Genomic DNA, 23,831 nt, shown 5'->3' on the forward strand with positions numbered 1-23,831 from the left:
GCCCTGCGGCGCCTCCGGGTCGAACAGACCGCGCTCGTAGCGGGAGGCCATGGCCATGCCCACGGCGTTGGCGACACCCTGGCCCAGCGGACCGGTGGTGGTCTCCACGCCCCTGGTGTGGCCGTACTCCGGGTGACCGGGGGTCTTCGAGCCCCAGGTGCGGAAGCCTTCGAGGTCCGACAGCTCCAGGCCGAAGCCGGCCAGGTACAGCTGCGTGTAGAGGGTCAGCGACGAGTGACCGGCGGACAGCACGAAGCGGTCGCGGCCCACCCAGTCGGGATCGGACGGGTCGTGCCGCATCACCTTCTGGAAGAGGGTGTACGCGGCCGGCGCCAGGCTCATCGCCGTACCCGGATGGCCGTTGCCGACCTTCTGTACGGCATCGGCGGCCAGGACGCGGGCGGTGTCGACGGCCCGCTGGTCCAACTCGGTCCAGTCGAGGTCTGTGGTGGTCGGCTTGGTGCTCACCCTGGGTCAGGGCTCCTCTCCACATGTTCGGTTACCGGTCCATGGGCACACGCCCACACCGGCCTGCCGGTGTACCGGGTGCCCACCGGCCGTTGTCGAGCCTACCCCCGTAAGGACGTGCATTTTTTCGAGTGTTTCCAGACTGCCGGGACTCTCGGGGATCCGCCTCCCGACTGGCCGGGAAGGCGTTCGGCACATGAATACGGAGCCGCTCATCTGACTGCTCAATCGAGCCGCCCCACCCCTCTCCCGAGACGCCCGCCAACACGACCCCACCCCCGCGAAGATCGGGGTATCGGCAACGTCTAAAGTGGCGTGGTACGCGCGAGCCTTTACCGTGAGTTCACACGGGCGGGCTCGCTGAAATGTCTCTGTCAGGGGTGTGCGTGACGGCCGTCGAATCCCGTCCAGCGGGGGTACTCGGTGCGAGCGAGAGCCCGAGTCACCGGCCGTTCGGGGCCCGTGTCAAAGCTTTCGTGGCGCTGACCAAGCCGCGGATCATCGAGCTGCTGCTCATCACCACCGTTCCGGTGATGTTCCTGGCGCAGCGAGGCGTGCCCGACCTGACGCTGGTGCTGCTCACGTGCGTCGGCGGCTACCTGTCCGCGGGTGGCGCGAACGCGCTGAACATGTACATCGACCGCGACATCGACGCGCTGATGGACCGGACCTCCCAGCGGCCGCTGGTGACCGGCATGGTCAGCCCGCGCGAGTGCCTCGCCTTCGGCATCAGCCTCGCGGTCGTCTCCACGCTGCTGTTCGGGTTCACCGTCAACTGGCTGAGCGCCTGGCTGTCACTCGGAGCGCTCCTCTTCTACGTCGTCGTCTACACGATGATCCTCAAGCGCCGTACCGCGCAGAACATCGTGTGGGGCGGCATCGCGGGCTGCATGCCGGTGCTGATCGGCTGGTCCGCCGTCACCGACTCGCTCTCCTGGGCGCCGCTCATCCTCTTCCTGGTGATCTTCTTCTGGACGCCGCCGCACTACTGGCCGCTGTCCATGAAGGTGAAGGACGACTACGCGCGCGTGGGCGTGCCGATGCTGCCGGTCGTCGCCTCCAACAAGGTGGTCGCCAAGCAGATCGTCGTCTACAGCTGGGTGATGGTCGTCGTCTCCCTCCTCCTCACTCCCCTCGGCTACACCGGCTGGTTCTACACGCTGGTCGCCCTGGCGGCGGGCGGCTGGTGGCTGTGGGAGGCGCACGCCCTGCAGAACCGGGCCAAGGCCGAGGTGACGGGCGGCAAGCTCAAGGAGATGCGCCTGTTCCACTGGTCCATCACCTATGTCTCGCTGCTCTTCGTGGCCGTCGCGGTGGACCCCTTCCTGAGGTAAGGGTCACTCGGACCCTCCGTCGCCAATCGAGCTACCCGTCGGTAGCATCCTGTCCATGGCAGACACGCAGCAGGTGGACCAGGTGGACCAGAAGGCCGAGCGCAAGATCGCGCGCCTCGCCCGGCAGATCGACACCTTCGCCAAGGCCCACGGCGGCGCCGAGGGCCAGGTGGCCTACATCGGCGAACGCGGCGCCCGCATCGTCCTCGTCGGCGAGGACGGCGGCTGGGGCGACCTGGTGGCCCCGACGTACGAGATCGCGGAGCAGGCGGTGGCGAAGTCCGGCATCACGACCCACGAGTCCTTCGACGGCGAGTTCGCGGCGAAGGTGACGACGGGCCCGTACGAGTGGAAGCGCATGGCCGGCATTCAAGTGGGCGGCTGAGTAACGCGCCCCTTCAGGGGCGCGGGGCTGTATCTGACATGCGGCTCCGCCGCGTGGGCGCGACCAGCCCCCACCGGCCCGCGGCCGAAGAACGACCGCACACCGCGACCTCCATCCCGGTTCACCCGTTAAGACGGTCAAGTAGCCGTCCACACGGGAGCCCGGATGATCGAAACGCCGTCCCTGGTGGACCAGTACTGCCACGGCGTCCTCCGTACGGAGCTCGGCCTCGGCACCTTCGAGGCCCAGCTTGCCCGCACCGAAGGCCCCCCGGCCCCCGGCACCACCCTCTTCGACACCCAGACCGGTTTCGCGGTACGACGCTGGTGCCCCCCGCTCCTCGGCCTGGAACCCCACTGCCAGCCCGCCCACTACCTGGCCCGGCGCCGGGAACTCGGCGTCCTGGAGGCGGGCCGCCGGCTGCTGCGCGGCAGCGGCATCACCACCTACCTCGTCGACACCGGCCTCCCCGGCGACCTCACCGGCCCCACCGAGATGGCCTCCACCGGCGACGCCGACGCCCGTGAGATCGTCCGCCTGGAACTCCTCGCCGAACAGGTCGCGGACACCTCGGGAACCGTCGAGTCCTTCCTCGCCAACCTCGCCGAGTCGGTGCACGGCGCGGCGGCGAATGCGGTCGCCTTCACCTCGGTCGCGGGCCTGCGGCACGGCCTCGCCCTGGCTCCGGAGCCACCCGGCCCCGGCGAGGTGCGCGGCGCCGCCGGCCGCTGGCTGGCGGCCCGCCGGGTCGGCGGCGAACTGTCGGACCCGGTCCTCCTGCGCCATCTGCTCTGGATCGCCGTGGCCTCCGGCCTGCCCCTCCAACTGCACGCGGGCCTCGGCGAACCCGGCGCCCGGATCGACCGCACCGACCCGGTCCTGCTCACCGACTTCGTCCGGGCCACCGCGGGCCTGGGCACCGACCTGGTCCTGCTGCACGGCTATCCCTACCACCGCCACGCCGCGCACCTGGCCGGGGTCTTCCCGCACGTCTTCGCCGACTCGGGCGCGGCGCTGGTCCGCACCGGGGCCCGCGCGGCCACGATCCTCGCCGAGATCCTCGAACTCGCCCCGTTCGGCAAGATCCTCTTCTCCAGTGGCGCACACGGCCTGCCCGAACTCCATGTCGTCGGCGCCCACCTCTTCCGCGAGGCCCTCGCCCGGGTGCTGGGCACCTGGGTCGCCGAGGGCGCCTGGTCCCTGACCGACGCGCAACGCGTGGCCGGGCTGATCGCGGCGGGCAACGCGCGGCGGGTGTACGGGCTGGAGTGAGCCGGGGCCGGGGCGGCGCAGAGCCCGGAGCTACCTGGGCCCGGCGGCCGACGCGCTGACCGTGTCGTACGACTGGGCGGGCAGGCCGGCCGCCGTCACCTCGGCGCGTTCCCGCAGCGACAGCAGCACACGCAGCACACCGATCCACACCAGGCAGGAGCCGAACATGTGCAGGCCCACCAGGACCGTGGGCAGATGGGTGAAGTACTGGACGTAACCGATCACGCCCTGCCCGAGCAGGATCAGGAACAGGTCACGGACGCGGTCGCGCGGCCCCTGCGGCGCGTCGACGCCCTTCAGGAAGAACCACAGCGCGAAGGTCAGCGACACCACGATCCAGGCGAACACCGCGTGCAGCTCGGCGACGCCCGACCAGCTGACGTCGATGCGCTCGACCTCCCCGGAGTCACCGGGGTGCGGTCCGGCGCCGGTCACCACCGTGCCCGCCGCGATGAGCACCAGCGACACGGCCACCAGTGCCCACACCAGCTGCTGCACGGCCTTGCCGACCAGCAACCGCGGCTCCCCGTCGCCCTCGCGGGTGCGCTGCCACATCACGGCGGCGACCGTGATGAGGGCCGTCGCCAGCAGGAAGTGGGCGGCGACGGTGTACGGGTTCAGGCCGACGAGCACCACGATGCCGCCGAGGACCGCGTTGCCCATCACGATCCAGAACTGCGCCCAGCCCAGCCGGGTCAGGCTGCGCCGGTACGGCTTCTCGGACCGGGCGGCGATGATCGCCCAGCCGACCGCCGCGCACAGCACGTACGTCAGCATGCGGTTCGTGAACTCGATGGCGCTGTGGTAGCTCAGCGCGGTCGTCGGGGTCAGCGATCCGTCGGTGCACTCGGGCCAGGTCGGGCAGCCGAGGCCGGAGCCGGTGAGGCGTACCGCGCCACCGGTGACCACGATGACCACCGACATGACGAGCGCGGCGAGGGCCGCCCGCCGGACGGTCCGGGGATCCGGGGTCCAGCGGTCGGCGATGAAGGCGAGCGGGTTGCGCAGGGCCGCTACGACGTCGGTGGGGGTCAGCTTTGGCACGCACACCATGGTAGGGGGCAGTTTGTGCACGCGTTCACTAGGGTCGGGGAACGGCGTCCCGGGTCAGCCCTCGGCGCTCCGCGTCACCTCTCTGATCTGCGCGGCACGCCGGCGCAGAGCGCCCGCGGCCGCCTCGTCGGTGGTGCACCGGGCCAGCCGCTCGTACACGGCGACGAGGACGGGATGACACGGGCCGAGACGGGACACGAAAATGCGCTCCGCCATGTCCAGGACCTCCTTGGCGTCGCACTCGTCCCCGGTGGCCAGTGTGACCTTCCGGCCCGCCGGGCCCGCCACCAGCAGGACCTCACCCAGGCGCGCGAGAGTCTTGGCCCGGTAGGGATGGTCCGCCTTGTAGGCGGTCACGTATATGGCCTCTGCCTCGAGGAGGTCCTGCTCCGCCTCCTTCGGCCGGCCCTGCGCCAGGCGGAGCGATCCACGCTTGTTGAGACAGGCCGCGTACTTGTGGTTCTCCGCTTCCCGGCGCTTCCTGTGCTGGTCCACGGCCTGCGACAGCAGCCGGTCCGCCTCGTGCAGCTGCCGGGCGGCACTCCGGCTCAGCCGCAGCCGCGCCAGAGGCGAGCGGGTGTTCCGGGCGAGGGCGCGGGTGGTCTCACCGCGCCGCCGCACCACGTCGGCCAGGAACTTCTCCACCTGGGCGGTCTCGAAGTTGTCGCTGTCCGGGTTGGGCGGAAAGCGCGAGAGCGCCGACCGGAGGTGTTCCTCGGCGGCCTCCAGGTTCCCCCGGTCCTGCTCCAGGATTCCCTTGCAGAAGACCAGTTCGGCCCGGAAGAGCGAGTGCTCCGCCGGTTCCTCGCCGTCCTGGAGCGGGATCAGGGCCCCGGCCGTGTCGTAGTGCCCGAGCGCCCGGGACAGGTGGCCCGCGTTGCGGTGGATCTGGCCAAGCCGCATCTCGGTGCGCGCCCGGTCGAGGCCCCGCCACTCCAGACCCCCCTCCTGGAACAGTGCCATCGCCTCCACGACGGACTGCTCGGCCTCGGCGAACTTGACCCGCTCACGCAGGACGTCCGCCCGCAACAGCAGGCACTCGGCGTACAGCCGTAACAGCCCCGAGCGCTCCTCCCCGAGCGGGCAGGACGACAGCACGGCCTCGCACTCCGCCTTCAGCGAGCCGCACTCCTTCTCCGCCGCCTCGAGATCGGCCAGCCGGTACTTCTGGCGTGCCACGTCCAGCAGGGACTCGATGCGTTCCCGGTCGCCGCCGATCCCGTTCGCCCGGATCCAGGCTTCGTGCGCGTAGTACGACAGGACGTCTCTCTGGTACACGCCGCGGTGTTCCTGGTAGTCCCCCGCCTGGTGCATCAGACGGGCCAGAGCCTCACGGGCCGCGGTGTCGCCCTGCGGATCGACGGCCCAGGCTCCGTCCTCCTCGATGTCCCTGCGGATCGCCTGGACGTGCGGCATCAGACGCTCTCTGCCGATCTCGTCGGCGGCCTGCCCGGACGATGCGCCGGCCCCCTCGGCGAAGGCCGCCTCCACGATCCGGACGATGGTCTGCGACCACATCGCGCGTGCCCGGTCGTCCATGCCCTCCTTCACGGAACGCTGGATCTGCAGGTGCATGCTGTAGTGCCCCGCGTCACCCTGGCGGCTCCTGCTGACACTGAGCAGCCAGCGGTCGCTCAGCAGCCGTGTCACCTTCGAGAAACCGTGTTCCTCCGCGAGGAGCATCCGCAGCGAGGGCGGCACCAACGGCCGGAACCGGGGATCGCGCAGAAGCTGCCGGGGTATGCCTTCGGGAGCCAGGAAAGCGCACAGCCGCAGCAGGTCCTCAGCCCTCGGTTCCTGGTCGACCACCCGCGCGATGGCGAGCCCGATGGTGGCGTCGGCGTCGGCGCCGATGCTCGGGCGCTCCCGCAGCTTGCGCAGGTAGTCCCTCGCCGGCACGCCCTCGGCGTCGATGTAGCTGCCGGCCTGGACCAGGGAGAGGGGCAGCCAGCCGAGGGCGCTGCCCAGCTCGTCCAGGACCCGGGTGTCCTCGGCGTCGTCGGTACCGTCGTCCCGCGCGCGGATCCGCGCCTGCAGGAGCGCCAGCCCGTCCTCGGGCCCGAGTTGGCGCAGCCCCACCCGCTCCGCCGCGATGTCGTACTTCTCCAGGACGTTGATCACCTGGGTCGTGATGACCACCGAGCCCGAGACGTCCGTGGGCAGGAGGAACGGCCGCAGGTCCTCCCGCTCGCTGCGCAACGGTCCCAGGCTTCGGTCCTGGACGTCGTCGTAGACGAGCAGCCAGTCCGGTTCCTCCCGCAGCCGGCTCCACAGCCGGTTGAGGACCACGCTCTTCGACTCGTGCCCGGGGACGTCGAGGAAGGCCGCCAGTTCCAGGAGCTGGCTGGTGAGGAGTTCGTAGGTCGACGCCTTGAGCCACCAGACCAGGGCCGCGGTCTCGTCCCACCGTGACTTGGCGAAGTGTGCCGCCAGTTCGGTCTTTCCGACACCGCCCATGCCGTGGATCACGCAGACTCGTAACGCGCCGGAGTTCTCCTCCTGAAGCCTCAACTTGGCGGCCACGCTCCGCAGTTCCTCGTTCCGGCCGACGAAGGGCTCGGAGCGGCTCGGGATTTTGAGGTGGGATGTACGCCGCTCGGTTCTGGGACGATGGACGCCGGAGTAGCCCGACAGCGCGGACACCCCGGCGAGTACGCCGGCGGACGTAGCGAGAGACAGGAGGGCAGTGCCATGCGTGTCCTGTGCGATCACGGACAGAAAGGCCGCCCCGGCGCCGGTGACATAGCTCAGGGCGACCTTGATCCGCCGCCGCGCGACAAGTGACCGGCCGCTGTAGCCGAGTGCCATGGCGCCTCCCCCGAAACCGCCCGCAGTAACGTCCATTGTTCCCGTTGGCCGTCACCGCGAACAGAGAGTGGCACGAGGCGGGCCGCGGCCTGCCCGGCTCCTCGCGGCGCGGCCTGTGTTCGCCGGTTTCCGCACAGTGGCCCCAACACCCGGAGGTGTGGTGGTTCGGCAGCAGATATTCCCAGGTCAGACAAGCGAAGCGAGCGAGGGACTGCACGTCGGGCTCGTGCACTGGGCGTTCCCGCCGTGCGTGGGAGGAGTGGAGACACATCTGTGGTCGTACGCGAGGGCTCTGACCGTCAGGGGGCTTCGGGTCACCGTCTTCACCGGGACGGTGGGGGCGCGGTCGCCCAGTGACGGGATCCGCATCCGGCAACATCGTCTGCTGGATCTGTCCCGGCCGTACCGGCAGAGCGCGGGAGCCGTCCACGAGATGCGTGACTGGTTCCGTGCCGAACTCGCCGCGCCGGGCGGCGGCATCCGTCTGGTGCACGGGCACAACCTGCATCAGTTCTCCGCCGTTCCGGCTCGCGCACTGCGGCTGCTCAAGGACGAACTGAGGCTCGCGCTGCCGCACACGTACCACAATCTCAGGCGCCATCCGGCGGACGAACGGATGGCCAGGCGATGTGCGGTGTGGGACACCCACCACGCGGTGTCGGACTTCCTGGCCCGGGAGTGCGCCGACGTGCTGGCACAGCCCGTCAGCCGTACCTACCTGGGTGTCGACACCAGCGCCTTCCTGGACATCCCCGAACTGGACGAGACCGGCGGGCGGCCCATCGTGCTGTTGCCGGCCAGGCTGGTGCCCAACAAGGGTGCCGAGCTCGCCATCCGCATGGTGCGCGACATCATCGCCCGTGGCCGCGACCTCCGGTCACCGGGCCCCGCGGTCCGGCCCCGGCTGGTGCTGACCGATCCCTCCACCACCGTGGACTTCCGCCACGAGGCGGAGGGCTTCCGGGCACGGCTGCGCCGGCTGATCCACGAGTGCGGGCTGGCGGAAGGACCGGGCCGGGACGTGGAGTTCCGGGAGGCCGGTGTCGACGACATGCGCAAGCTGTACGAGGAGGCCGCCGTCGTGGTGTACCCCTCGCGGTTCGCGGAGCCCATGGGGCTGGCGCCGCTGGAGGCCATGTGCGCCGCTCGTCCGGTGGTCGCCATGCGCGTCGGTGGCCTGCGGGAGAGCGGTGGCATCCTGGTCGCACCCGGGGCCGGCGAGAGCGAGGAGGCGCTCGCCGCGAGGTTCGCGGACGAGGTGTGGCAGCTGCTCGTCGAGCCGTCGCTGGCACGGCGGATCGGCGCCGCGGGCCGCGCCCATGTGCGCGCGCACTTCGATCTCGGGCCCGTCCACGTGGATCCGATGCTCGACGAGTACGAACGGCTGCTCGCCATGCGGGCGTGACGGCCGGGTGCGGCAGTGCGCGGGCGGTGCGGCAGTGCGCGGGCGGTGCGGCAGTGCGCGGGCGGTGCGGCAGTGCGCGGGCCGGTTCCGCGCACCGCCCGGGGCCAGGTCAGCCGTTCTCCACGCGCCAGCCGGCGGGGAGTCCTGAGCACTTGCCCTCGCCCGCCGCGGTGACCTCCACGTGCAGGGTGTTCCCGGCGAGAGCCAGCCCCTCCACCAGAAGCGGCGCCGGGTGGGCGGGGGCGACGGTGAGCACCCGCCGCGCGGCATCGGGCCGCAGCCCGAGCAGCGCCGTGAGCAGCGCCATTCCCGAGGCCGCCGACCAGCCCTGCGGTCGGCAGGTGGCCGGGTAGGGCAGCGGCGGCGGGGAGGACGGCTCCCGGGCCTCACCACCGTAGAGTTCGGGCATCCGGTGGTCGAAGTGCGTCGAGGCGTCGAGCAGCCCTTCCGCCAGCACCAGTGCCTCCCGGCGGTGCCCGGCCGAGCACAGGCCGCTGACGGCGATCGCCGTGTCGTGCGTCCACACCGCACCGCCGTGATAGCTGAACGGATTGAAGCCGGGCACGTCCGCCGAACGGCTGCGCAGCCCCCAGCCCGAGCTCAGCCCGGGAGCAGCGAGCCAGGCCGCGACGTCCTTGCTGCCGGTGGCGTCGATGATGCCGGTGGACAGGAGGTGCCCCATGTTCGACGCCGGACCGGTCACCGCCTGTCCGTCCTCGCCCACCGCCACGGCTGGATAGCGGGCAGCCGGCCCCGAAGCGGCCGGGACCCAGAACAGCTCGTCGAAGCGTTTGCGCAGGGAAGCCGCCCAGTCCCGCAGCTCCGCGGCCCGGTCGTCGCGACCCCGGTGGTGCAGCAGCCCGGCCAGACCGACCGCGGCCTCGTATGCGTATCCCTGGACCTCGCAGACGGCCAAGGGCGGTCCCACGTGCCGCCCTTCGGCGTCCCGTACCGCGTCGGCGCTGTCCTTCCAGGACTGGTGGCGCAGACCTCCCGACCGGGAGTGGTAGCGCAGCAGCTGGTCCTCGTCCTGGGCGCAGCTCTGCCTGACCCACTCCATCGCGCGCTCCGCGGCGGGCAGCAGGGCGTCGACATCGGCGTCCGGCATGCCCCAGTGCCAGGCGTCGACCAGGAGGGTGACGAACAGCGGTGTGGCATCGACGGAGCCGTAGTAGCGCGAGGGAAGACTCAGTCCGTGACCGTGCTGGGCATCGGCGGGACGCAGTTCGTGCAGGATGCGGCCCGGAGCCTCCTCGCGGAAGTCGTGGTGCTCGGTGCCCTGGCGCCGTGCGAGGGCCCACAGGGTGCCGCGGGCGAGACCGGTGCCCAGCGGGAGCATCATCCGGGCCGCCCAGATGGAGTCGCGGCCGAACAGCGTGAGAAACCAGGGGCAACCGGCGGCGACGAACTGGTCCTCGCCGTCGTCGGCGCCGGTACGCAGCGGGTCGGCGAGCCGCAGGGCGTCGAGGTCCTCGAGGCCGCGGCGGACGAGGGCGACCAGCCGGGCGTCACCGTGCACGGTGGGCTCCGCCCAGGGCGCGGGCGTACGGGGGGCCACGGGGTGACCCGCCGGCGCCGTGTCCGTGCCCCCGCTGACGGTGAGCCGGACCGTCCAGCAGGAGTTCGCGGGCAGGACCACCGAGCGCCAGACGAGCGTGCCCTGCGCCGGCCCCGCGGACACCTCGGGCGCGGATCCCGACACCGCCTCGAGGCGGGCGTGTTCCCCGTCGGAGGTCCAGGACAGCGACCGCGGGCCTGCCGTGCACGGCACCGCGGGGCCACGGTGCCCGCGTTTGACGTCGGCCACGGTCACCAGGTCCGTGGCGGCTGTCAGTGCCACGTTCAGACGCCGTGTCCGGGTGCCGGTGTTGCGGACCGTCAGGGACTCCGTCCCACGGGCGGCCCGGGTCCGCTCGACGAGCACCGAGGGATCGTCGGTGCCGTCCTGCGTGTACCGGTGCACCGCGGTGAACTTCACCCGGTCGGGACCCAGCGGCTGCACACCGATGGGCTCGGGCTCCCGGCCGTCGACGAGGAGGCGCAGCGTGTGCAGCAACCGCCGGTCGTGGTCGTAGAAGCCGTCGACACGAGCGCCCGTCAGCTGCCCGTCTCGCGGGGAGGCGGTGAAGGCCGGTGCGGTCACGCAGAGGACCACATCGTGCAGCAACGGCTGCAGATGTGCCCTCGCGGACGGGTCCAGGGGTTCTTGCACGGGGGGTTCTTCCCCTTCTGTAGCCCTTACCGAAATGAGACACCAAGGGTGTCACCAGTGGGCGCGCCGCGGGGGTATTCGGTGACGAAAGTCCATTCGCTGGTGAGTTCCCGGCCTACCACCAGCGGACGGCTACTCCCAGCGGAAGAACCTCCCGGCCGCCCCCAGGGCCACCGCCGCCCACACCGCCAGGATCCCGAGGTCGCCCCAGGGCATGCCGGAGCCGTGCTGGAGTACGTCCCGCAGGCCGTCGGAGAGGGCGGAGACGGGGAGCAGGGCGAGGGCGTGCTCGGCGCCGCCGAACCTGTCCAGCGGGACGATCACCCCGCCGCCCACGAGCAGCAGCAGGAACACCAGGTTCGCGGCCGCCAGGGTCGCCTCCGCCTTCAGGGTGCCCGCCATCAGCAGACCGAGCCCCGAGAACGCAGCGGTGCCGACGACGAGGAGGAGCAGGACCGCGAAGGGGTTGCCGTGCGGGGACCAGCCGAGGGCGAAGGCGATCGCCGTCAGCAGGATCACCTGGAGGACCTCGGTGACCAGGACCGACGCCGTCTTCGCCGCCATCAGGCCCCAGCGGGGGAGCGGGGAGGACGCGAGCCGCTTCAGCACGCCGTAGCGGCGTTCGAAGCCCGTCGCGATGGCCTGGCCGGTGAAGGCCGTGGACATCACCGCCAGCGCGAGGACGCCGGGGGCCAGGAAGTCGACCGACCTGCCCGAGCCCGTGTCGACGATGTCCACCGAGCTGAAGAGGACCAGCAGGAGGGTCGGGATGACGACCGTCAGCAGCAGCTGCTCGCCGTTGCGCAGCAGCATCCTCGTCTCCAGGGCCGCCTGCGCCGCGATCATGCGGGGGAGCGGGGCGGCACCCGGCCGGGGGGCGTAGGTGCCCGTCGCGGTGGTCATGAGCGCAGCTCCTTGCCGGTCAGTTCGAGGAAGACGTCCTCCAGGGTGTGGCGTTCGACCGAGATGCGGTCCGGCATCACCCCGTGCTGGGCGCACCACGACGTCACCGTGGCCAGCAGCTGCGGATTGACCTTGCCCATGACCCGGTAGGAACCCGGGGTCAGCTCGGCCGCCGTCGAGTCCGCCGGGAGCGCCTTGAGCAGGGAGCCGACGTCCAGCCCGGGACGCCCGGTGAACCGCAGCGTGTTCTCGGCGCCGCCCTTGCACAGCTCCTCGGGGGAGCCCTGGGCGATGACCCGGCCGGCGTCCACGATGGCGACGTCGTCGGCGAGCTGCTCGGCCTCCTCCATGTAGTGCGTGGTGAGGATGGCCGACACCCCGTCGGCGCGCAGGTCCCGCACCAGGTCCCAGGTGGCGCGGCGGGCCTGGGGATCGAGGCCGGCGGTCGGCTCGTCCAGGAAGACCAGCTCCGGGCGGCCGACCACGGCCATCGCGAGCGCCAGCCGCTGCTGCTGGCCGCCGGAGAGCCGGCGGTACGACGTGCGGCCGCAGCCGCCCAGGCCCAGCCGTTCGATCAGCGCGTCCACGTCCAGCGGGTGCGCGTGCAGCTTCGCCACGTGCCGCAGCATCTCGTCGGCGCGCGCGCCGGAGTAGACGCCACCGGACTGGAGCATCACGCCGACCCTGGGGCGCAGCTCGGCGGACTGCCGTACGGGATCGAGGCCCAGGACGCGCACCGAGCCGGAGTCCGGTCTGCGGTACCCCTCGCAGGTCTCGATCGTGGTGGTCTTGCCCGCTCCGTTGGGGCCGAGTACGGCGGTCACGCCCGGCCGGGCCACCAGGTCGAGGCCGTCCACGGCGGTTTTCGTGCCGTACCGCTTCACCAGGTCCCGCACCTGGACCACGGGCTCACTTCGCATGGTGACAGAGTCTAAGGACGTCGTCCGTCACCCGGACGGCCGGGTGGCCGGATCTCCTCCTCACGGGTCGGCGCCCGTCCGGCCACCGTGTCCGCGACCTGGAGGACGGGCGCGCTCCGGGGGCGTGTGGCGGGCGTGGTCGTGCGGAATTCGTGGCCGGCAGGAGCCCCTCGTCGGGTCGGCCGAGTGGGGTCGGTGAGGCGTGGTCGGAGGTGGGGCTCGACGGGCTTGACGTCGGGCGCGCTCCGGTGCTTCGTGCGGGCGTCCCGGATGGCAAGAGGGCCGGTCGGAGGGGGTGTGGGCGCGGTGCGGGAGTGTTCTGGCGGGGGCCGCCGCGCGTCATCCGTTCGACTCAGGGATGATCGATCAGTGATCGTTTCCGCAGGTCAGATTAGGTATGCCTAAGTGACGCAGGGCACCGTCCCGTCGCCCGGACGCCGCTTGCCTGGCTCTGAGGAATTACGCAACAATGGCGTTGTGAAAAACGTCGGCGAAGCTCGGGAGACCCCCATGGGGACCCCGCAGGAGGAGCTCGCGACCGGAGAGCGTTCGACGCGCAACCGGGTCGCGCGGTCGATCCTGGACCACGGGCCGTCGACCGTCACCGAGCTGGCCGGACGCCTGGGGCTGACCCCGGCGGCTGTACGCCGCCACCTGGACGCGCTGGTCGCCGACGACGTCGTGGAGGCGCGCGAGCAGCGGGTGTACGGCGCGCGGACGCGCGGCCGGCCCGCCAAGGTCTTCGCCCTCACCGACTGCGGCCGCGACGCCTTCGACCAGTCGTACGACAAACTCGCCGCCGACGCGCTGCGCTGGATCGCCGAGCAGGGGGGCGGTCAGGAGGCGGTTGCCGCCTTCGCGCGGGCCCGGATCACCGCCCAGGCGAGCGTCTACCGCAAGGCGATCGAGGGCGTGAGCCCCGACAAGCGCGCCGAAGCGCTGGCCAAGGCCCTGAGCCAGGACGGGTACGCTGCAACGGCGCGCACCGCACCGGTCGGCGAACAGCTGTGCCAGCACCACTGCCCGGTCGCCCACGTCGCGGAGCAGTTCCCCCAGCTGTGCGAGGCGGAGACGGAGATCTTCGCCGAGCTGCTCGGAACCCACGTCCAGCGACTGGCGACCATCGCGCACGGCGACGGCGTCTGCACGACGTTCATCCCCAAGACATCCACTGACGCATCTGCAAGCACGGCCGGGAGGAACCCCGCATGACTCTCCCCACGGAGACTGCCCACCCTGAGCTCGAAGGCCTGGGCAAGTACGAATACGGCTGGGCCGACTCCGACGTGGCCGGTGCCTCTGCCAGGCGTGGCCTCAGCGAGGAGGTCGTCCTCGACATCTCCGGCAAGAAGTCCGAGCCGGAGTGGATGGCCAAGCTGCGTCTCAAGGGCCTGAAGCTCTTCGAGAAGAAGCCCATGCCGAACTGGGGCTCCGACCTCTCCGGCATCGACTTCGACAACATCAAGTACTTCGTGCGCTCCACGGAGAAGCAGGCGGAGTCCTGGGAGGACCTGCCCGAGGACATCAAGAACACCTACGACAAGCTGGGCATCCCGGAGGCGGAGAAGCAGCGCCTGGTCGCCGGTGTCGCCGCCCAGTACGAGTCGGAGGTCGTCTACCACCAGATCCGCGAGGACCTGGAGGAGCAGGGCGTCATCTTCCTCGACACCGACACCGCCCTGAAGGAGCACCCGGAGCTCTTCAAGGAGTACTTCGGCACCGTCATCCCCGCCGGTGACAACAAGTTCGCCGCGCTGAACACGGCCGTGTGGTCCGGCGGCTCCTTCATCTACGTGCCGAAGGGCGTGCACGTCGAGATCCCGCTCCAGGCCTACTTCCGTATCAACACGGAGAACATGGGCCAGTTCGAGCGGACCCTGATCATCGTCGACGAGGGCGCCTACGTGCACTACGTCGAGGGCTGTACCGCCCCGATCTACAAGTCCGACTCGCTGCACTCCGCGGTCGTCGAGATCATCGTCAAGAAGAACGCCCGCTGCCGCTACACGACCATCCAGAACTGGTCGAACAACGTCTACAACCTGGTCACCAAGCGCGCCGTCGCCTACGAGGGCGCGACCATGGAGTGGGTCGACGGCAACATCGGCTCCAAGGTGACGATGAAGTACCCGGCCGTCTACCTGATGGGCGAGCACGCCAAGGGCGAGACCCTGTCCATCGCCTTCGCGGGCGAGGGCCAGCACCAGGACGCCGGCGCCAAGATGGTCCACATGGCCCCGAACACCTCGTCCAACATCGTCTCCAAGTCGGTGGCGCGCGGCGGCGGCCGTACCTCCTACCGCGGTCTCATCGAGATCGGCGAGGGCGCCCCGGGCTCGAAGTCGAACGTGCTCTGCGACGCGCTGCTCGTCGACACCATCTCCCGCTCGGACACCTACCCCTACGTCGACGTCCGCGAGGACGACGTGTCCATGGGCCACGAGGCGACCGTCTCCAAGGTCTCCGAGGACCAGCTCTTCTACCTGATGAGCCGCGGCCTGAGCGAGGACGAGGCGATGGCGATGATCGTGCGCGGCTTCGTCGAGCCGATCGCCAAGGAGCTGCCCATGGAGTACGCCCTCGAACTCAACCGGCTGATCGAGCTCCAGATGGAAGGCGCGGTCGGTTAAGGACCACCGCCCGACCGCCAAGCCACACACGATTTCCGAAAGCGAGCACTACGACAGCCATGGCTGAGGCTCAGAACTCCCCGGTGGGCTCCACCACCGCCGGCGCCATCGCGGTGGCCGCCGAGTCGACCGTCGCCACGCGCATGAGCGCGCCCCCGTCCTTCGACGTCGCGGACTTCCCGGTCCCGCACGGCCGCGAGGAGGAGTGGCGGTTCACCCCGCTGGAGCGCCTGCGCGGGCTGCACGACGGCACCGCGGTCGCCACCGGCCAGGGCGTGAAGGTCGTCGTCGAGGCCCCCGAGGGCGTCACCGTCGAGACCGTCGACCGTGACGACCCGCGGCTCGGCAGGGCCGGCACCCCGGTGGACCGGGTCGCCGCCCAGGCGTACTCGGCGTTCGAGAAGGCCGGCGTGGTCACCGTCCCCAAGGAGACGGTGCTCACCGAGCCGATCCGGATCGCCGTGCACGGCGAGGGCGGCACCGCCTTCGGCCACCAGGTGATCGAGCTGGGTGCCTTCGCCGAGGCCGTCGTCGTCATCGACCACACCGGTGACGCGGTGCTCGCCGCCAACGTCGACTACCTGCTCGGCGACGGCGCCAGGCTGACCGTCGTCTCCGTCCAGGACTGGGACGACAAGGCCGTGCACGTCGCCCAGCACAACGCCCTGGTCGGCCGGGACGCCACGTTCAAGTCCGTGGTCGTCACCTTCGGCGGCGACGTCGTACGACTGCACCCGCGCGTGTCCTACGCGGGCCCCGGCGGCGAGGCCGAGCTCTACGGCCTGTACTTCACCGACGCCGGCCAGCACCAGGAGCACCGGCTGCTCGTCGACCACAACACCCCGCACTGCAAGTCCAACGTCGCCTACAAGGGCGCGCTCCAGGGCGAGCAGGCGCACGCGGTCTGGATCGGCGACGTCCTCATCGAGGCCAAGGCCGAGGGCACCGACACCTACGAGATGAACCGCAACCTGGTCCTCACGGACGGCGCGCGCGTCGACTCGGTGCCGAACCTGGAGATCGAGACCGGCGAGATCGTCGGCGCCGGCCACGCCTCCGCCACCGGCCGCTTCGACGACGAGCAGCTCTTCTACCTGATGGCCCGCGGCATCCCGGAGCACGAGGCCCGCCGCCTCGTGGTCCGCGGCTTCTTCGCCGAACTGGTCCAGCAGATCGGTGTCACCGACATCGAGGAGCGCCTGCTCGCCAAGATCGAGGAGGAGCTGGAGGCCTCGGTCGCATGACAGCCTCGACCGCGTTCGTACGCGCCTGCGGGCTGAGCGAGCTGGAGGAGGACACCCCGAAGCGGGTGGAACTCGACGGCACGCCGGTCTCGGTCGTCAGGACCGAGGGAGAGGTGTTCGCGATCTACGACATCTGCTCCCACGCCAACGTCTCGCTCTCCGAGGGCGAGGTGGAGGACTGCCAGATCGAGTGCTGGCTGCACGGCTCCAGCTTCGACCTGCGCACCGGCAAGCCGTCCGGCCTCCCGGCCACGCGCCCCGTACCCGTTTACCCCGTAAAGATCGAAGGGGACGACGTGCTCGTCTCCCTCACCCAGGAGTCCTGAGGCTATCCATGGCAACGCTTGAAATCCGAGACCTGCACGTCACCGTCGAGGCCGACAACGCCACGAAGGAGATCCTCAAGGGCGTCGACCTCACCGTGAAGCAGGGCGAGACGCACGCCATCATGGGCCCCAACGGCTCCGGCAAGTCGACCCTCGCCTACTCGCTCGCGGGTCACCCGAAGTACACGATCACCGGCGGCACCGTGCTGCTCGACGGCGAGGACGTCCTGGAGATGTCCGTCGACGAGCGCGCCCGCGCGGGCCTGTTCCTGGCGATGCAGTACCCGGTCGAGGTCCCCGGCGTCTCGGTCTCCAACTTCCTGCGCACCTCCGCCACCGCCATCCGCGGCGAGGCCCCCAAGCTGCGCACCTGGGTGAAGGAGGTCAAGGAGGCCATGCAGCGCCTCAGCATCGACCCGGCCTTCGCCGAGCGCAACGTGAACGAGGGCTTCTCCGGCGGTGAGAAGAAGCGCCACGAGATCCTCCAGCTCGAACTGCTCAAGCCGAAGATCGCGATCCTCGACGAGACCGACTCCGGCCTCGACGTCGACGCCCTTCGCATCGTCTCCGAGGGCGTCAACCGCGTCCGCGAGACCGGCGAGGTCGGCACCCTGCTGATCACGCACTACACGCGCATCCTGCGCTACATCAAGCCCGACCACGTGCACGTGTTCGCCGGCGGCCGGATCGTCGAGTCCAGCGGTCCCGAGCTGGCGGACAAGCTGGAGAACGAGGGTTACGAGGCTTACACGAAGGGTGGCGCATCCGAGTGACACAGCTGCCGGGCCTCCTCGACACCGAGGCGATCCGCAAGGACTTCCCCATCCTGGACCGACAGGTCCACGACGGGCGGAAGCTCGTGTACCTGGACAACGCGGCGACCTCGCAGAAGCCGCGCCAGGTGCTGGACGCCCTGAGCGAGTACTACGAGCGCTACAACGCCAACGTCCACCGCGGTGTGCATGTGCTCGCCGAGGAGGCCACGGCGCTGTACGAGGGCGCGCGCGACAAGGTCGCCGAGTTCATCAACGCGCCCAGCCGCGACGAGGTGATCTTCACCAAGAACGCCTCCGAGTCGCTGAACCTCGTGGCGAACATGCTGGGCTGGGCCGACGAGCCCTACCGGGTGGACCACGAGACCGAGATCGTCATCACGGAGATGGAGCACCACTCCAACATCGTGCCGTGGCAGCTGCTCGCGCAGCGCACGGGCGCGAAGCTGAAGTGGTTCGGCCTCACCGACGACGGCCGGCTCGACCTGTCCAACATCAACGAGGTCATCACGGAGAAGACGAAGATCGTCTCCTTCGTGCTGGTCTCGAACATCCTGGGCACGGTCAACCCGGTCGAGACGATAATCCGGCGCGCGCAGGAGGTCGGCGCGCTCGTCTGCATCGACGCCTCCCAGGCCGCCCCCCACATGCCGCTGGACGTACAGGCCCTCCAGGCCGACTTCGTGGCCTTCACCGGCCACAAGATGTGCGGTCCGACCGGCATCGGCGTCCTGTGGGGCCGCCAGGAGCTCCTGGAGGACCTGCCCCCGTTCCTCGGTGGCGGCGAGATGATCGAGACCGTGTCGATGCACTCGTCGACGTACGCCCCGGCGCCCCACAAGTTCGAGGCGGGCACCCCGCCGATCGCGCAGGCGGTCGGCCTCGGCGCGGCGATCGACTACCTCAACGCCATCGGCATGGACAAGATCCTCGCCCATGAGCACGCGCTGACGGAGTACGCGGTCAAGCGGCTCGGCGAGGTACCCGACCTGAGGATCATCGGCCCCACCACGGCCGAGGACCGCGGCGCGGCGATCTCCTTCACGCTCGGGGACATCCACCCGCACGACGTGGGCCAGGTCCTCGACGAGCAGGGCATCGCGGTCCGGGTCGGCCACCACTGCGCCCGCCCCGTCTGCCTGCGCTACGGAATTCCTGCGACCACGCGAGCGTCGTTCTATCTGTACTCCACTCCGGCCGAGATCGACGCTCTGGTCGAGGGCCTGGAGCATGTACGGAACTTCTTCGGCTGAAGGGCGTGAGCTGAGACCGTGAAGCTGGATTCGATGTACCAGGAAGTCATCCTGGACCACTACAAGCACCCGCACGGGCGTGGTCTGAGGGATGGCGACGCCGAGGTGCACCACGTGAACCCGACGTGCGGCGACGAGATCACCCTCCGAGTGAAGTACGACGGCACGACGATCGAGGACGTCTCCTACGAGGGCCAGGGCTGCTCGATCAGCCAGGCGTCCGCCTCCGTCCTCAACGAGCTCCTCGTCGGCAAGGACCTCGCCGACGCGCGGAAGATCCAGGAGACCTTCCTGGAGCTGATGCAGTCCAAGGGCAGGCTGGAGCCCGACGACGCGATGGAGGACGTCCTGGAGGACGCGGTCGCGTTCGCCGGTGTCTCCAAGTACCCCGCCCGGGTCAAGTGCGCCCTCCTGAGCTGGATGGCGTGGAAGGACGCGACGGCCCAGGCGCTGGGTGGCGCGGCCGACGCCGAAAGGAAGACGGCATGAGCGAGACCGCTGAGATGAAGCCGGCCTCGGAGGAAGAACTCCGAGAGGCGCTGTACGACGTCGTCGACCCCGAGCTGGGCATCGACGTCGTCAACCTCGGGCTGATCTACGGCATCCACATCGACGACGCGAACATCGCGACGATCGACATGACCCTGACCTCGGCGGCCTGTCCGCTGACCGATGTCATCGAGGACCAGGCCAAGTCCGCCACGGACGGCATCGTCAACGAACTGCGCATCAACTGGGTCTGGATGCCCCCGTGGGGCCCCGACAAGATCACCGACGACGGCCGCGAGCAGCTGCGGGCGCTCGGGTTCAACGTCTGAGACCGGACACGCGGAAGCGGCGGCACCCTTCAGGGTGCCGCCGCTTCCGCGTGCGGGCATTCAGGCCAGCGGATCCGTCAGGCGGAATGCGGAGTCCGCGCGGTAGAGGTCGCTGTTCTGGTACGGGTCCAGTTCCAGCTGGAAGTTCTGGTGGCGCAGATAGCGGCCCGGGTAGTTCACCGACTCCAGCATGACCGCGCCGGAGTAGGCCGAGGTGCGGGCGCAGAAGGTGGCGTCCTGCTCGAAGAGGGACGAGCCGTCGTCGCTCATGGCGCGCAGGACGAAGTTGCGGTGCCGCAGGTACCTGCCGTCGGCCGTCCTGAACGAGTAGCAGTAGCCGTTCGCCAGGCCCTTGACCACGGAGAACGAGGAGTCCGCGCGGGACTCGGAGCCGCGCGGCGCGTCCAGCTTCACGAAGCCGTCGCTGACGTGCCAGTAGCGGTCCGGGTAGTTGACCGAGCGGACCGACATGCGGTCGGTACCGGACTGCGGTGCCGAACCGCCGGAACCGCTCGAACCTCCGGAGCCGCCCGAGCCGCCCGAGCCGCCGGAACCACCCCCGGCCGCCGAGGACTTGGAGGGCTTCGCGGCGGACGGCGAGGACTTGGGGCCGCCGGTGGCGTGCTGCGCGCCGGTGGCGGTGGCGGACGGGTCCGCGGCCGCGGCGGCCGACGACATGCCCGAGGTGCCCTTGGGCTGGCCGGCAGAGGCCCTCGGCGAGGCGAAGGAGAGCAGACCGGGGCCGTTGTCGGTGGCCGCGTCGGTGGCCGCGGGAGCCGACGCCCGGTCAGGAGTGCTGTGGCTGACGGCTATCGCGGTGGCACAGGCGACGATCGTGGCGATCGCCAGCGTGCCGGCCAGCCAGAGTCTTCGGGTCCCGGGAGCCCGGGAGGTGTCGGGGACCCAGCCGTTCTCCCACTGGGGGTGCGGCGGGGGCTGGGGGGTGGTTTCTGGCATGCGCGTTTCCTCCAGCGGCGCCATTGCAGCGGCAGCCGGGGGTGTGAGAGTGAGGTGAGTGAAGTGTGAAGCAGTGGTGGATCACAGAGGTGCACACACTAGTGGAGCGACGGGACTGCGGGGAGTCGTTTCAGCTAGCGGTTTCTGTGAGCATTAAACATCTTCGGGTGGCGTGAGGGGAGTGCGTGGCGCGCTCGTCTTCGGCCCCAACTACATGTCACCTGAACCTACTTGGGTGCTGAATGGGCCTGCCGACCGCCCCGCGCCAGCCGTTATGTACGACCGTACGCAACGTTGCGTACACTCGTACACATGGGATACCTGACGCTCGCCGGCGCCATCGCCGCCGAGGTCGCCGCCACGACGGCGATGAAGTACAGCGACGGCTTCAGCAGGCTCTGGCCGACGCTGCTGACGGCGCTGGGGTACGTCGTCTCCTTCCTGCTGCTGGCCCAGACGCTGAAGACCGTGTCGATCGGCACGGCCTACGCGATCTGGGCCGGGGTCGGGACCGCGACCATCGCCGTGCTCGGCCTGATGCTGTTCGGCGAGGGCCTGTCCCTGCTCAAGGTCGCGGGGATCGTGCTGATCGTCGGGGGAGTGGTGGTCCTGAACCTGGGAGGCGCGCACTGATGCCCCGCCGTTACGACCCCGAACGCCGGCAGCGGATCATCGAGGCGGCGATCCGAGTGGTCGGGGAGAAAGGGCTTGCCGGGTTGAGCCACCGTTCCGTCGCCGCCGCGGCGGACGTACCGCTCGGCTCCACGACGTACCACTTCAAGACCCTCGACGAGCTGATGGTCGCCGCGCTGCGCCAGGCCAGCGAGGGGTTCGCCAAGGTGATCGCCTCGCGCGGCGGACTGGAGGATCCCCGGACCGACCTGGCGACGGAACTGGCCGCCTGGATGGGCGAATGGCTGGCCGGCGACCGCACGGGCGTGGAGCTGGAGTACGAGCTGTACCTGGCCGCGCTCCGCCGCCCCGCCCTGCGCCCGGTCGCCGCCGAATGGGCCGACGACGTGGCCCGCCGGCTCGCCCACCGCACCGACCCGGTCACGGCACGCGCGCTGGTCGCCCTGATGGACGGCATCTGCCTGCAGGTGCTGCTGACGGGGGCGGAGTACGACGAGGCCTACGCACGGGAGATGCTGAGGCGGGTCGCCGGGGGAGGGTGACGAAGCAGATCCGGGAGGCCGAGGCCGACGGACGCCGCTGTGGGGAGGTCGGCCGGGGAGGCTGGGGAGGTCGGCCGGGGAGGCTCGGGAGGGCGGTCGGTCGGGGAGGCTCGGGAGGGCGGTCGGGGAGGCTGGGGAGGTCGGTCGGAGAGGTCGGTGGAGGAAGCTGGGGGGCGGTCGGGAAGGCTCGGGAGGGCGGCCGGGGAGGTCGGTGGAGGAAGCTGGGGGGGGCGGTCGGGGAGACTCGGGAGGGTGGCTGGGGAGGTCGGTCGGGGAGGCTCGGGAGGGCGGTGTCCGATACCGGCTCGTGAGACGCGGTTCGCCCTGGACGCCCTGCTCACGTTAGGTTTCTGTGCATGACCGACACGAACGTTCGCACCACCGGCGCCGTGGCCGCCGGCCTCGCCACCATCGCCGCCGACGGCACCGTTCTCGACACCTGGTTCCCGGCCCCCGAGCTGGTCGCCGAGCCCGGTCCGGCCGGTACCGAGACGCTGTCCGCCGAGCGGGCCGTGGAACTCCTCGGCGCGGGCGCGGCCAAGGCGATCGGCCCGGACGTCCGCCGCAACGTCGAGGTCGTCGCGGTCCGCACGGTCATCGCCTCGATCGACGAGAAGCCGATCGACGCGCACGACGTCTACCTGCGCCTGCACCTGCTCTCGCACCGCCTGGTCAAGCCGCACGGCCTGAGCCTGGAGGGCCAGTTCGGCTTCCTCGCCAACGTCGCCTGGACCTCCCTCGGCCCGGTCGCCGTCGACGAGATCGAGCAGGTCCGGCTGAACGCCCGCGCCGAGGGCCTGCACCTCCAGGTGACCTCGGTCGACAAGTTCCCGCGGATGACCGACTACGTTGTCCCGAAGGGCGTGCGCATCGCCGACGCCGACCGGGTCCGCCTCGGCGCGCACCTCTCCGAGGGCACGACCGTCATGCACGAGGGCTTCGTCAACTTCAACGCCGGCACGCTCGGCACCTCGATGGTCGAGGGCCGTATCTCGGCCGGTGTCGTGGTCGGAAACGGCTCGGACATCGGCGGCGGCGCCTCCACCATGGGCACGCTGTCCGGCGGCGGCAACGTCATCATCGCCATCGGCGAGCGCTGCCTGATCGGCGCCGAGGCGGGTGTCGGCATCGCGCTCGGCGACGAGTGCGTGGTCGAGGCGGGCCTGTACGTCACCGCGGGCACCCGCGTCACCATGCCCGACGGCCAGATCGTCAAGGCCCGCGAGCTCAACGGCGCCTCCAACATCCTCTTCCGCCGCAATTCGGTCTCCGGCGCGGTCGAGGCCCGCCCGAACAACGCGGTCTGGGGCGGCCTGAACGAAATCCTGCACAGCCACAACTGACGCCCGACGCACGACGGCAGCGACCTGCGGTCGCCGACCGCTGAGCGCCCTTCCACGGTCCGAGGACGGCCTGGGGGAGGGCGCTCGCTGTGCTCATCCATGTAGCGGCAAGCCCGCTTCGTCGTCGCTCGTAGCGGTGTAGACGGTGAGGCGGGATGCGACGACATCGACCTCCGAAGGTCCTGTGATCCGGAGCCGCACCAACTCGGGGAGATCGGCGGAGCGGTCGATGAGACCGATGGCATCGTCGGGCCATGGGTGTGGCAGCCGCGGCAGGTACTCCACCAGGATCTCGTCGATGAAGGAGCCCTGAACCGCGATCGGATCACCTGTCTCGACGTGGTGCAGACAGGCAAGCGAGATCACGACGTCCGGCTTGTGCGGACCCTCTCTGAGGAAGACGTCCACACAATCACCGTCGTCCACGGCCCCGAACGAGACCCGTTCGACGAAGTAGCTCACGCACGGGGCAAGAAGGCGGGCTGCTCTCAGGAAGCGGTTCTTGACGGCATTCTCTGCCTCGACTGCGTCACTCATGGCGTGAGGCTAGGG

Annotated in this window: 22 protein-coding genes and 1 pseudogene; 15 read left to right on the forward strand and 8 right to left on the reverse strand. The window is 70.4% G+C overall.

The annotated features are described in order from the left end of the window. Window positions 1-468 (reverse strand): annotated as a pseudogene (locus MB828_RS43810) (transketolase); the annotation flags it as partial. Between the two features lie 380 nt (window positions 469-848). Here MB828_RS43810 and MB828_RS43815 point away from each other — a divergent pair. The 3 genes from MB828_RS43815 (at window position 849) to MB828_RS43825 (ending at window position 3,459) form a co-directional block, all read left to right on the forward strand. Beyond that, the gene (locus MB828_RS43815) at window positions 849-1,802 is read left to right on the forward strand and encodes a heme o synthase (RefSeq protein WP_343236252.1); all 954 of its coding nucleotides are present in this window, start codon (window positions 849-851) and stop codon (window positions 1,800-1,802) included. A 55-nt stretch (window positions 1,803-1,857) separates the two neighbouring features. Further along, window positions 1,858-2,187, forward strand: a complete 330-nt coding sequence (locus MB828_RS43820) for a hypothetical protein (RefSeq protein ID WP_301653035.1) — start codon at window positions 1,858-1,860, stop codon at window positions 2,185-2,187. Between the two features lie 165 nt (window positions 2,188-2,352). Then, the gene (locus MB828_RS43825) at window positions 2,353-3,459 is read left to right on the forward strand and encodes an amidohydrolase family protein (RefSeq protein WP_301653036.1); all 1,107 of its coding nucleotides are present in this window, start codon (window positions 2,353-2,355) and stop codon (window positions 3,457-3,459) included. A gap of 30 nt (window positions 3,460-3,489) precedes the next feature. Here the strand turns inward: MB828_RS43825 and MB828_RS43830 are convergent, their stop codons facing one another. Both MB828_RS43830 and MB828_RS43835 read right to left on the reverse strand, forming a co-directional pair. Continuing rightward, on the reverse strand, window positions 3,490-4,512 hold the full coding sequence (locus MB828_RS43830; RefSeq protein WP_133027011.1) for a COX15/CtaA family protein: 1,023 nt from the start codon (window positions 4,510-4,512) through the stop codon (window positions 3,490-3,492). 54 nt (window positions 4,513-4,566) lie between these two features. After that, the gene (locus MB828_RS43835) at window positions 4,567-7,320 is read right to left on the reverse strand and encodes an NB-ARC domain-containing protein (RefSeq protein ID WP_301653037.1); all 2,754 of its coding nucleotides are present in this window, start codon (window positions 7,318-7,320) and stop codon (window positions 4,567-4,569) included. Between the two features lie 259 nt (window positions 7,321-7,579). Here MB828_RS43835 and MB828_RS43840 point away from each other — a divergent pair, with 259 nt between their 5' ends. Continuing rightward, window positions 7,580-8,725, forward strand: coding sequence for a glycosyltransferase family 4 protein (locus tag MB828_RS43840; RefSeq protein WP_301653038.1), 1,146 nt, complete (start codon window positions 7,580-7,582; stop codon window positions 8,723-8,725). A gap of 109 nt (window positions 8,726-8,834) precedes the next feature. Here the strand turns inward: MB828_RS43840 and MB828_RS43845 are convergent, their stop codons facing one another. The 3 genes from MB828_RS43845 to MB828_RS43855 form a co-directional block, all read right to left on the reverse strand. Next, window positions 8,835-10,937, reverse strand: a complete 2,103-nt coding sequence (locus MB828_RS43845; RefSeq protein WP_301653039.1) for a glycogen debranching N-terminal domain-containing protein — start codon at window positions 10,935-10,937, stop codon at window positions 8,835-8,837. Between the two features lie 132 nt (window positions 10,938-11,069). Beyond that, on the reverse strand, window positions 11,070-11,840 hold the full coding sequence (locus MB828_RS43850; RefSeq protein ID WP_133027009.1) for an ABC transporter permease: 771 nt from the start codon (window positions 11,838-11,840) through the stop codon (window positions 11,070-11,072). Continuing rightward, window positions 11,837-12,760, reverse strand: coding sequence for an ABC transporter ATP-binding protein (locus tag MB828_RS43855; protein WP_046733476.1), 924 nt, complete (start codon window positions 12,758-12,760; stop codon window positions 11,837-11,839). The genes MB828_RS43850 and MB828_RS43855 overlap by 4 nt, the downstream gene beginning before the upstream one ends. 477 nt (window positions 12,761-13,237) lie before the next feature. On the opposite strand from MB828_RS43855, the gene MB828_RS43860 reads away from it, so the two are divergent. The 8 genes from MB828_RS43860 to MB828_RS43895 are packed head-to-tail and all read left to right on the forward strand — an operon-like array spanning window position 13,238 to window position 19,804. Beyond that, window positions 13,238-13,972 carry a helix-turn-helix transcriptional regulator gene (locus MB828_RS43860; RefSeq protein ID WP_133027008.1) on the forward strand — a complete coding sequence of 245 codons (735 nt, stop codon included), beginning with the start codon at window positions 13,238-13,240 and terminating at the stop codon, window positions 13,970-13,972. Beyond that, entirely contained in the window at window positions 13,969-15,390 is a 1,422-nt protein-coding gene (gene sufB, locus MB828_RS43865) for a Fe-S cluster assembly protein SufB (protein ID WP_046733478.1), read from the forward strand. Before MB828_RS43860 ends, sufB begins: the two co-directional genes overlap by 4 nt. A gap of 59 nt (window positions 15,391-15,449) precedes the next feature. After that, window positions 15,450-16,634, forward strand: coding sequence for a Fe-S cluster assembly protein SufD (sufD, locus tag MB828_RS43870; protein ID WP_301653040.1), 1,185 nt, complete (start codon window positions 15,450-15,452; stop codon window positions 16,632-16,634). After that, entirely contained in the window at window positions 16,631-16,960 is a 330-nt protein-coding gene (locus MB828_RS43875) for a non-heme iron oxygenase ferredoxin subunit (protein WP_133027006.1), read from the forward strand. The genes sufD and MB828_RS43875 overlap by 4 nt, the downstream gene beginning before the upstream one ends. An 8-nt stretch (window positions 16,961-16,968) precedes the next feature. Continuing rightward, entirely contained in the window at window positions 16,969-17,733 is a 765-nt protein-coding gene (sufC, locus tag MB828_RS43880; protein ID WP_301653041.1) for a Fe-S cluster assembly ATPase SufC, read from the forward strand. After that, window positions 17,730-18,986, forward strand: coding sequence for a cysteine desulfurase (locus MB828_RS43885; RefSeq protein ID WP_133027004.1), 1,257 nt, complete (start codon window positions 17,730-17,732; stop codon window positions 18,984-18,986). Before sufC ends, MB828_RS43885 begins: the two co-directional genes overlap by 4 nt. Window positions 18,987-19,004: 18 nt before the next feature. Continuing rightward, window positions 19,005-19,475 (forward strand): Fe-S cluster assembly sulfur transfer protein SufU, encoded by a 471-nt coding sequence (sufU, locus tag MB828_RS43890; protein WP_133027003.1) that lies wholly within the window; start codon window positions 19,005-19,007, stop codon window positions 19,473-19,475. Continuing rightward, window positions 19,472-19,804: a metal-sulfur cluster assembly factor gene (locus MB828_RS43895; RefSeq protein WP_046733484.1), complete on the forward strand. Its 333-nt coding sequence runs from the start codon at window positions 19,472-19,474 to the stop codon at window positions 19,802-19,804. The genes sufU and MB828_RS43895 overlap by 4 nt, the downstream gene beginning before the upstream one ends. A 60-nt stretch (window positions 19,805-19,864) precedes the next feature. Here the strand turns inward: MB828_RS43895 and MB828_RS43900 are convergent, their stop codons facing one another. Then, entirely contained in the window at window positions 19,865-20,761 is an 897-nt protein-coding gene (locus MB828_RS43900) for an AbfB domain-containing protein (protein ID WP_301653042.1), read from the reverse strand. Window positions 20,762-21,073: 312 nt separating this feature from the next. Between MB828_RS43900 and MB828_RS43905 the strand changes: the two genes are divergently transcribed. The 3 genes from MB828_RS43905 to dapD all read left to right on the forward strand — a co-directional run bounded on the left by MB828_RS43905 (window position 21,074) and on the right by dapD (window position 23,279). After that, window positions 21,074-21,394, forward strand: a complete 321-nt coding sequence (locus MB828_RS43905) for a DMT family transporter (protein WP_133027001.1) — start codon at window positions 21,074-21,076, stop codon at window positions 21,392-21,394. Continuing rightward, a complete protein-coding gene (locus MB828_RS43910; protein ID WP_301653043.1) occupies window positions 21,394-21,936 on the forward strand; it encodes a TetR/AcrR family transcriptional regulator in 543 nt (180 codons plus the stop codon). Before MB828_RS43905 ends, MB828_RS43910 begins: the two co-directional genes overlap by 1 nt. A 356-nt stretch (window positions 21,937-22,292) precedes the next feature. Then, window positions 22,293-23,279, forward strand: a complete 987-nt coding sequence (gene dapD / locus MB828_RS43915; RefSeq protein WP_301653044.1) for a 2,3,4,5-tetrahydropyridine-2,6-dicarboxylate N-succinyltransferase — start codon at window positions 22,293-22,295, stop codon at window positions 23,277-23,279. 93 nt (window positions 23,280-23,372) lie between these two features. Here dapD and MB828_RS43920 read toward each other — a convergent pair whose 3' ends face one another. After that, window positions 23,373-23,816 (reverse strand): hypothetical protein, encoded by a 444-nt coding sequence (locus MB828_RS43920; protein WP_301653045.1) that lies wholly within the window; start codon window positions 23,814-23,816, stop codon window positions 23,373-23,375. Between the last annotated feature and the right edge of the window lie 15 nt (window positions 23,817-23,831).

Origin of the sequence: Streptomyces arenae, from assembly GCF_022343545.1 — a bacterium.
Lineage (GTDB): Bacteria > Actinomycetota > Actinomycetes > Streptomycetales > Streptomycetaceae > Streptomyces > Streptomyces humi.

What these genes read in the sequence shown, in the direction of transcription:
- MB828_RS43825 (WP_301653036.1), top strand. Translation starts at nt 2,353, where the DNA reads ATGATCGAAACGCCGTCCCTGGTGGACCAGTACTGCCACGGCGTCCTC.
- MB828_RS43905 (WP_133027001.1), top strand. Translation starts at nt 21,074, where the DNA reads ATGGGATACCTGACGCTCGCCGGCGCCATCGCCGCCGAGGTCGCCGCC.
- sufC (WP_301653041.1), top strand. Translation starts at nt 16,969, where the DNA reads ATGGCAACGCTTGAAATCCGAGACCTGCACGTCACCGTCGAGGCCGAC.
- MB828_RS43920 (WP_301653045.1), bottom strand. Translation starts at nt 23,816, where the DNA reads ATGAGTGACGCAGTCGAGGCAGAGAATGCCGTCAAGAACCGCTTCCTG.
- MB828_RS43895 (WP_046733484.1), top strand. Translation starts at nt 19,472, where the DNA reads ATGAGCGAGACCGCTGAGATGAAGCCGGCCTCGGAGGAAGAACTCCGA.
- MB828_RS43820 (WP_301653035.1), top strand. Translation starts at nt 1,858, where the DNA reads ATGGCAGACACGCAGCAGGTGGACCAGGTGGACCAGAAGGCCGAGCGC.
- sufD (WP_301653040.1), top strand. Translation starts at nt 15,450, where the DNA reads ATGGCTGAGGCTCAGAACTCCCCGGTGGGCTCCACCACCGCCGGCGCC.
- sufB (WP_046733478.1), top strand. Translation starts at nt 13,969, where the DNA reads ATGACTCTCCCCACGGAGACTGCCCACCCTGAGCTCGAAGGCCTGGGC.
- MB828_RS43910 (WP_301653043.1), top strand. Translation starts at nt 21,394, where the DNA reads ATGCCCCGCCGTTACGACCCCGAACGCCGGCAGCGGATCATCGAGGCG.
- dapD (WP_301653044.1), top strand. Translation starts at nt 22,293, where the DNA reads ATGACCGACACGAACGTTCGCACCACCGGCGCCGTGGCCGCCGGCCTC.
- MB828_RS43855 (WP_046733476.1), bottom strand. Translation starts at nt 12,760, where the DNA reads ATGCGAAGTGAGCCCGTGGTCCAGGTGCGGGACCTGGTGAAGCGGTAC.
- MB828_RS43830 (WP_133027011.1), bottom strand. Translation starts at nt 4,512, where the DNA reads ATGGTGTGCGTGCCAAAGCTGACCCCCACCGACGTCGTAGCGGCCCTG.
- MB828_RS43875 (WP_133027006.1), top strand. Translation starts at nt 16,631, where the DNA reads ATGACAGCCTCGACCGCGTTCGTACGCGCCTGCGGGCTGAGCGAGCTG.
- MB828_RS43850 (WP_133027009.1), bottom strand. Translation starts at nt 11,840, where the DNA reads ATGACCACCGCGACGGGCACCTACGCCCCCCGGCCGGGTGCCGCCCCG.
- MB828_RS43835 (WP_301653037.1), bottom strand. Translation starts at nt 7,320, where the DNA reads ATGGCACTCGGCTACAGCGGCCGGTCACTTGTCGCGCGGCGGCGGATC.
- MB828_RS43900 (WP_301653042.1), bottom strand. Translation starts at nt 20,761, where the DNA reads ATGCCAGAAACCACCCCCCAGCCCCCGCCGCACCCCCAGTGGGAGAAC.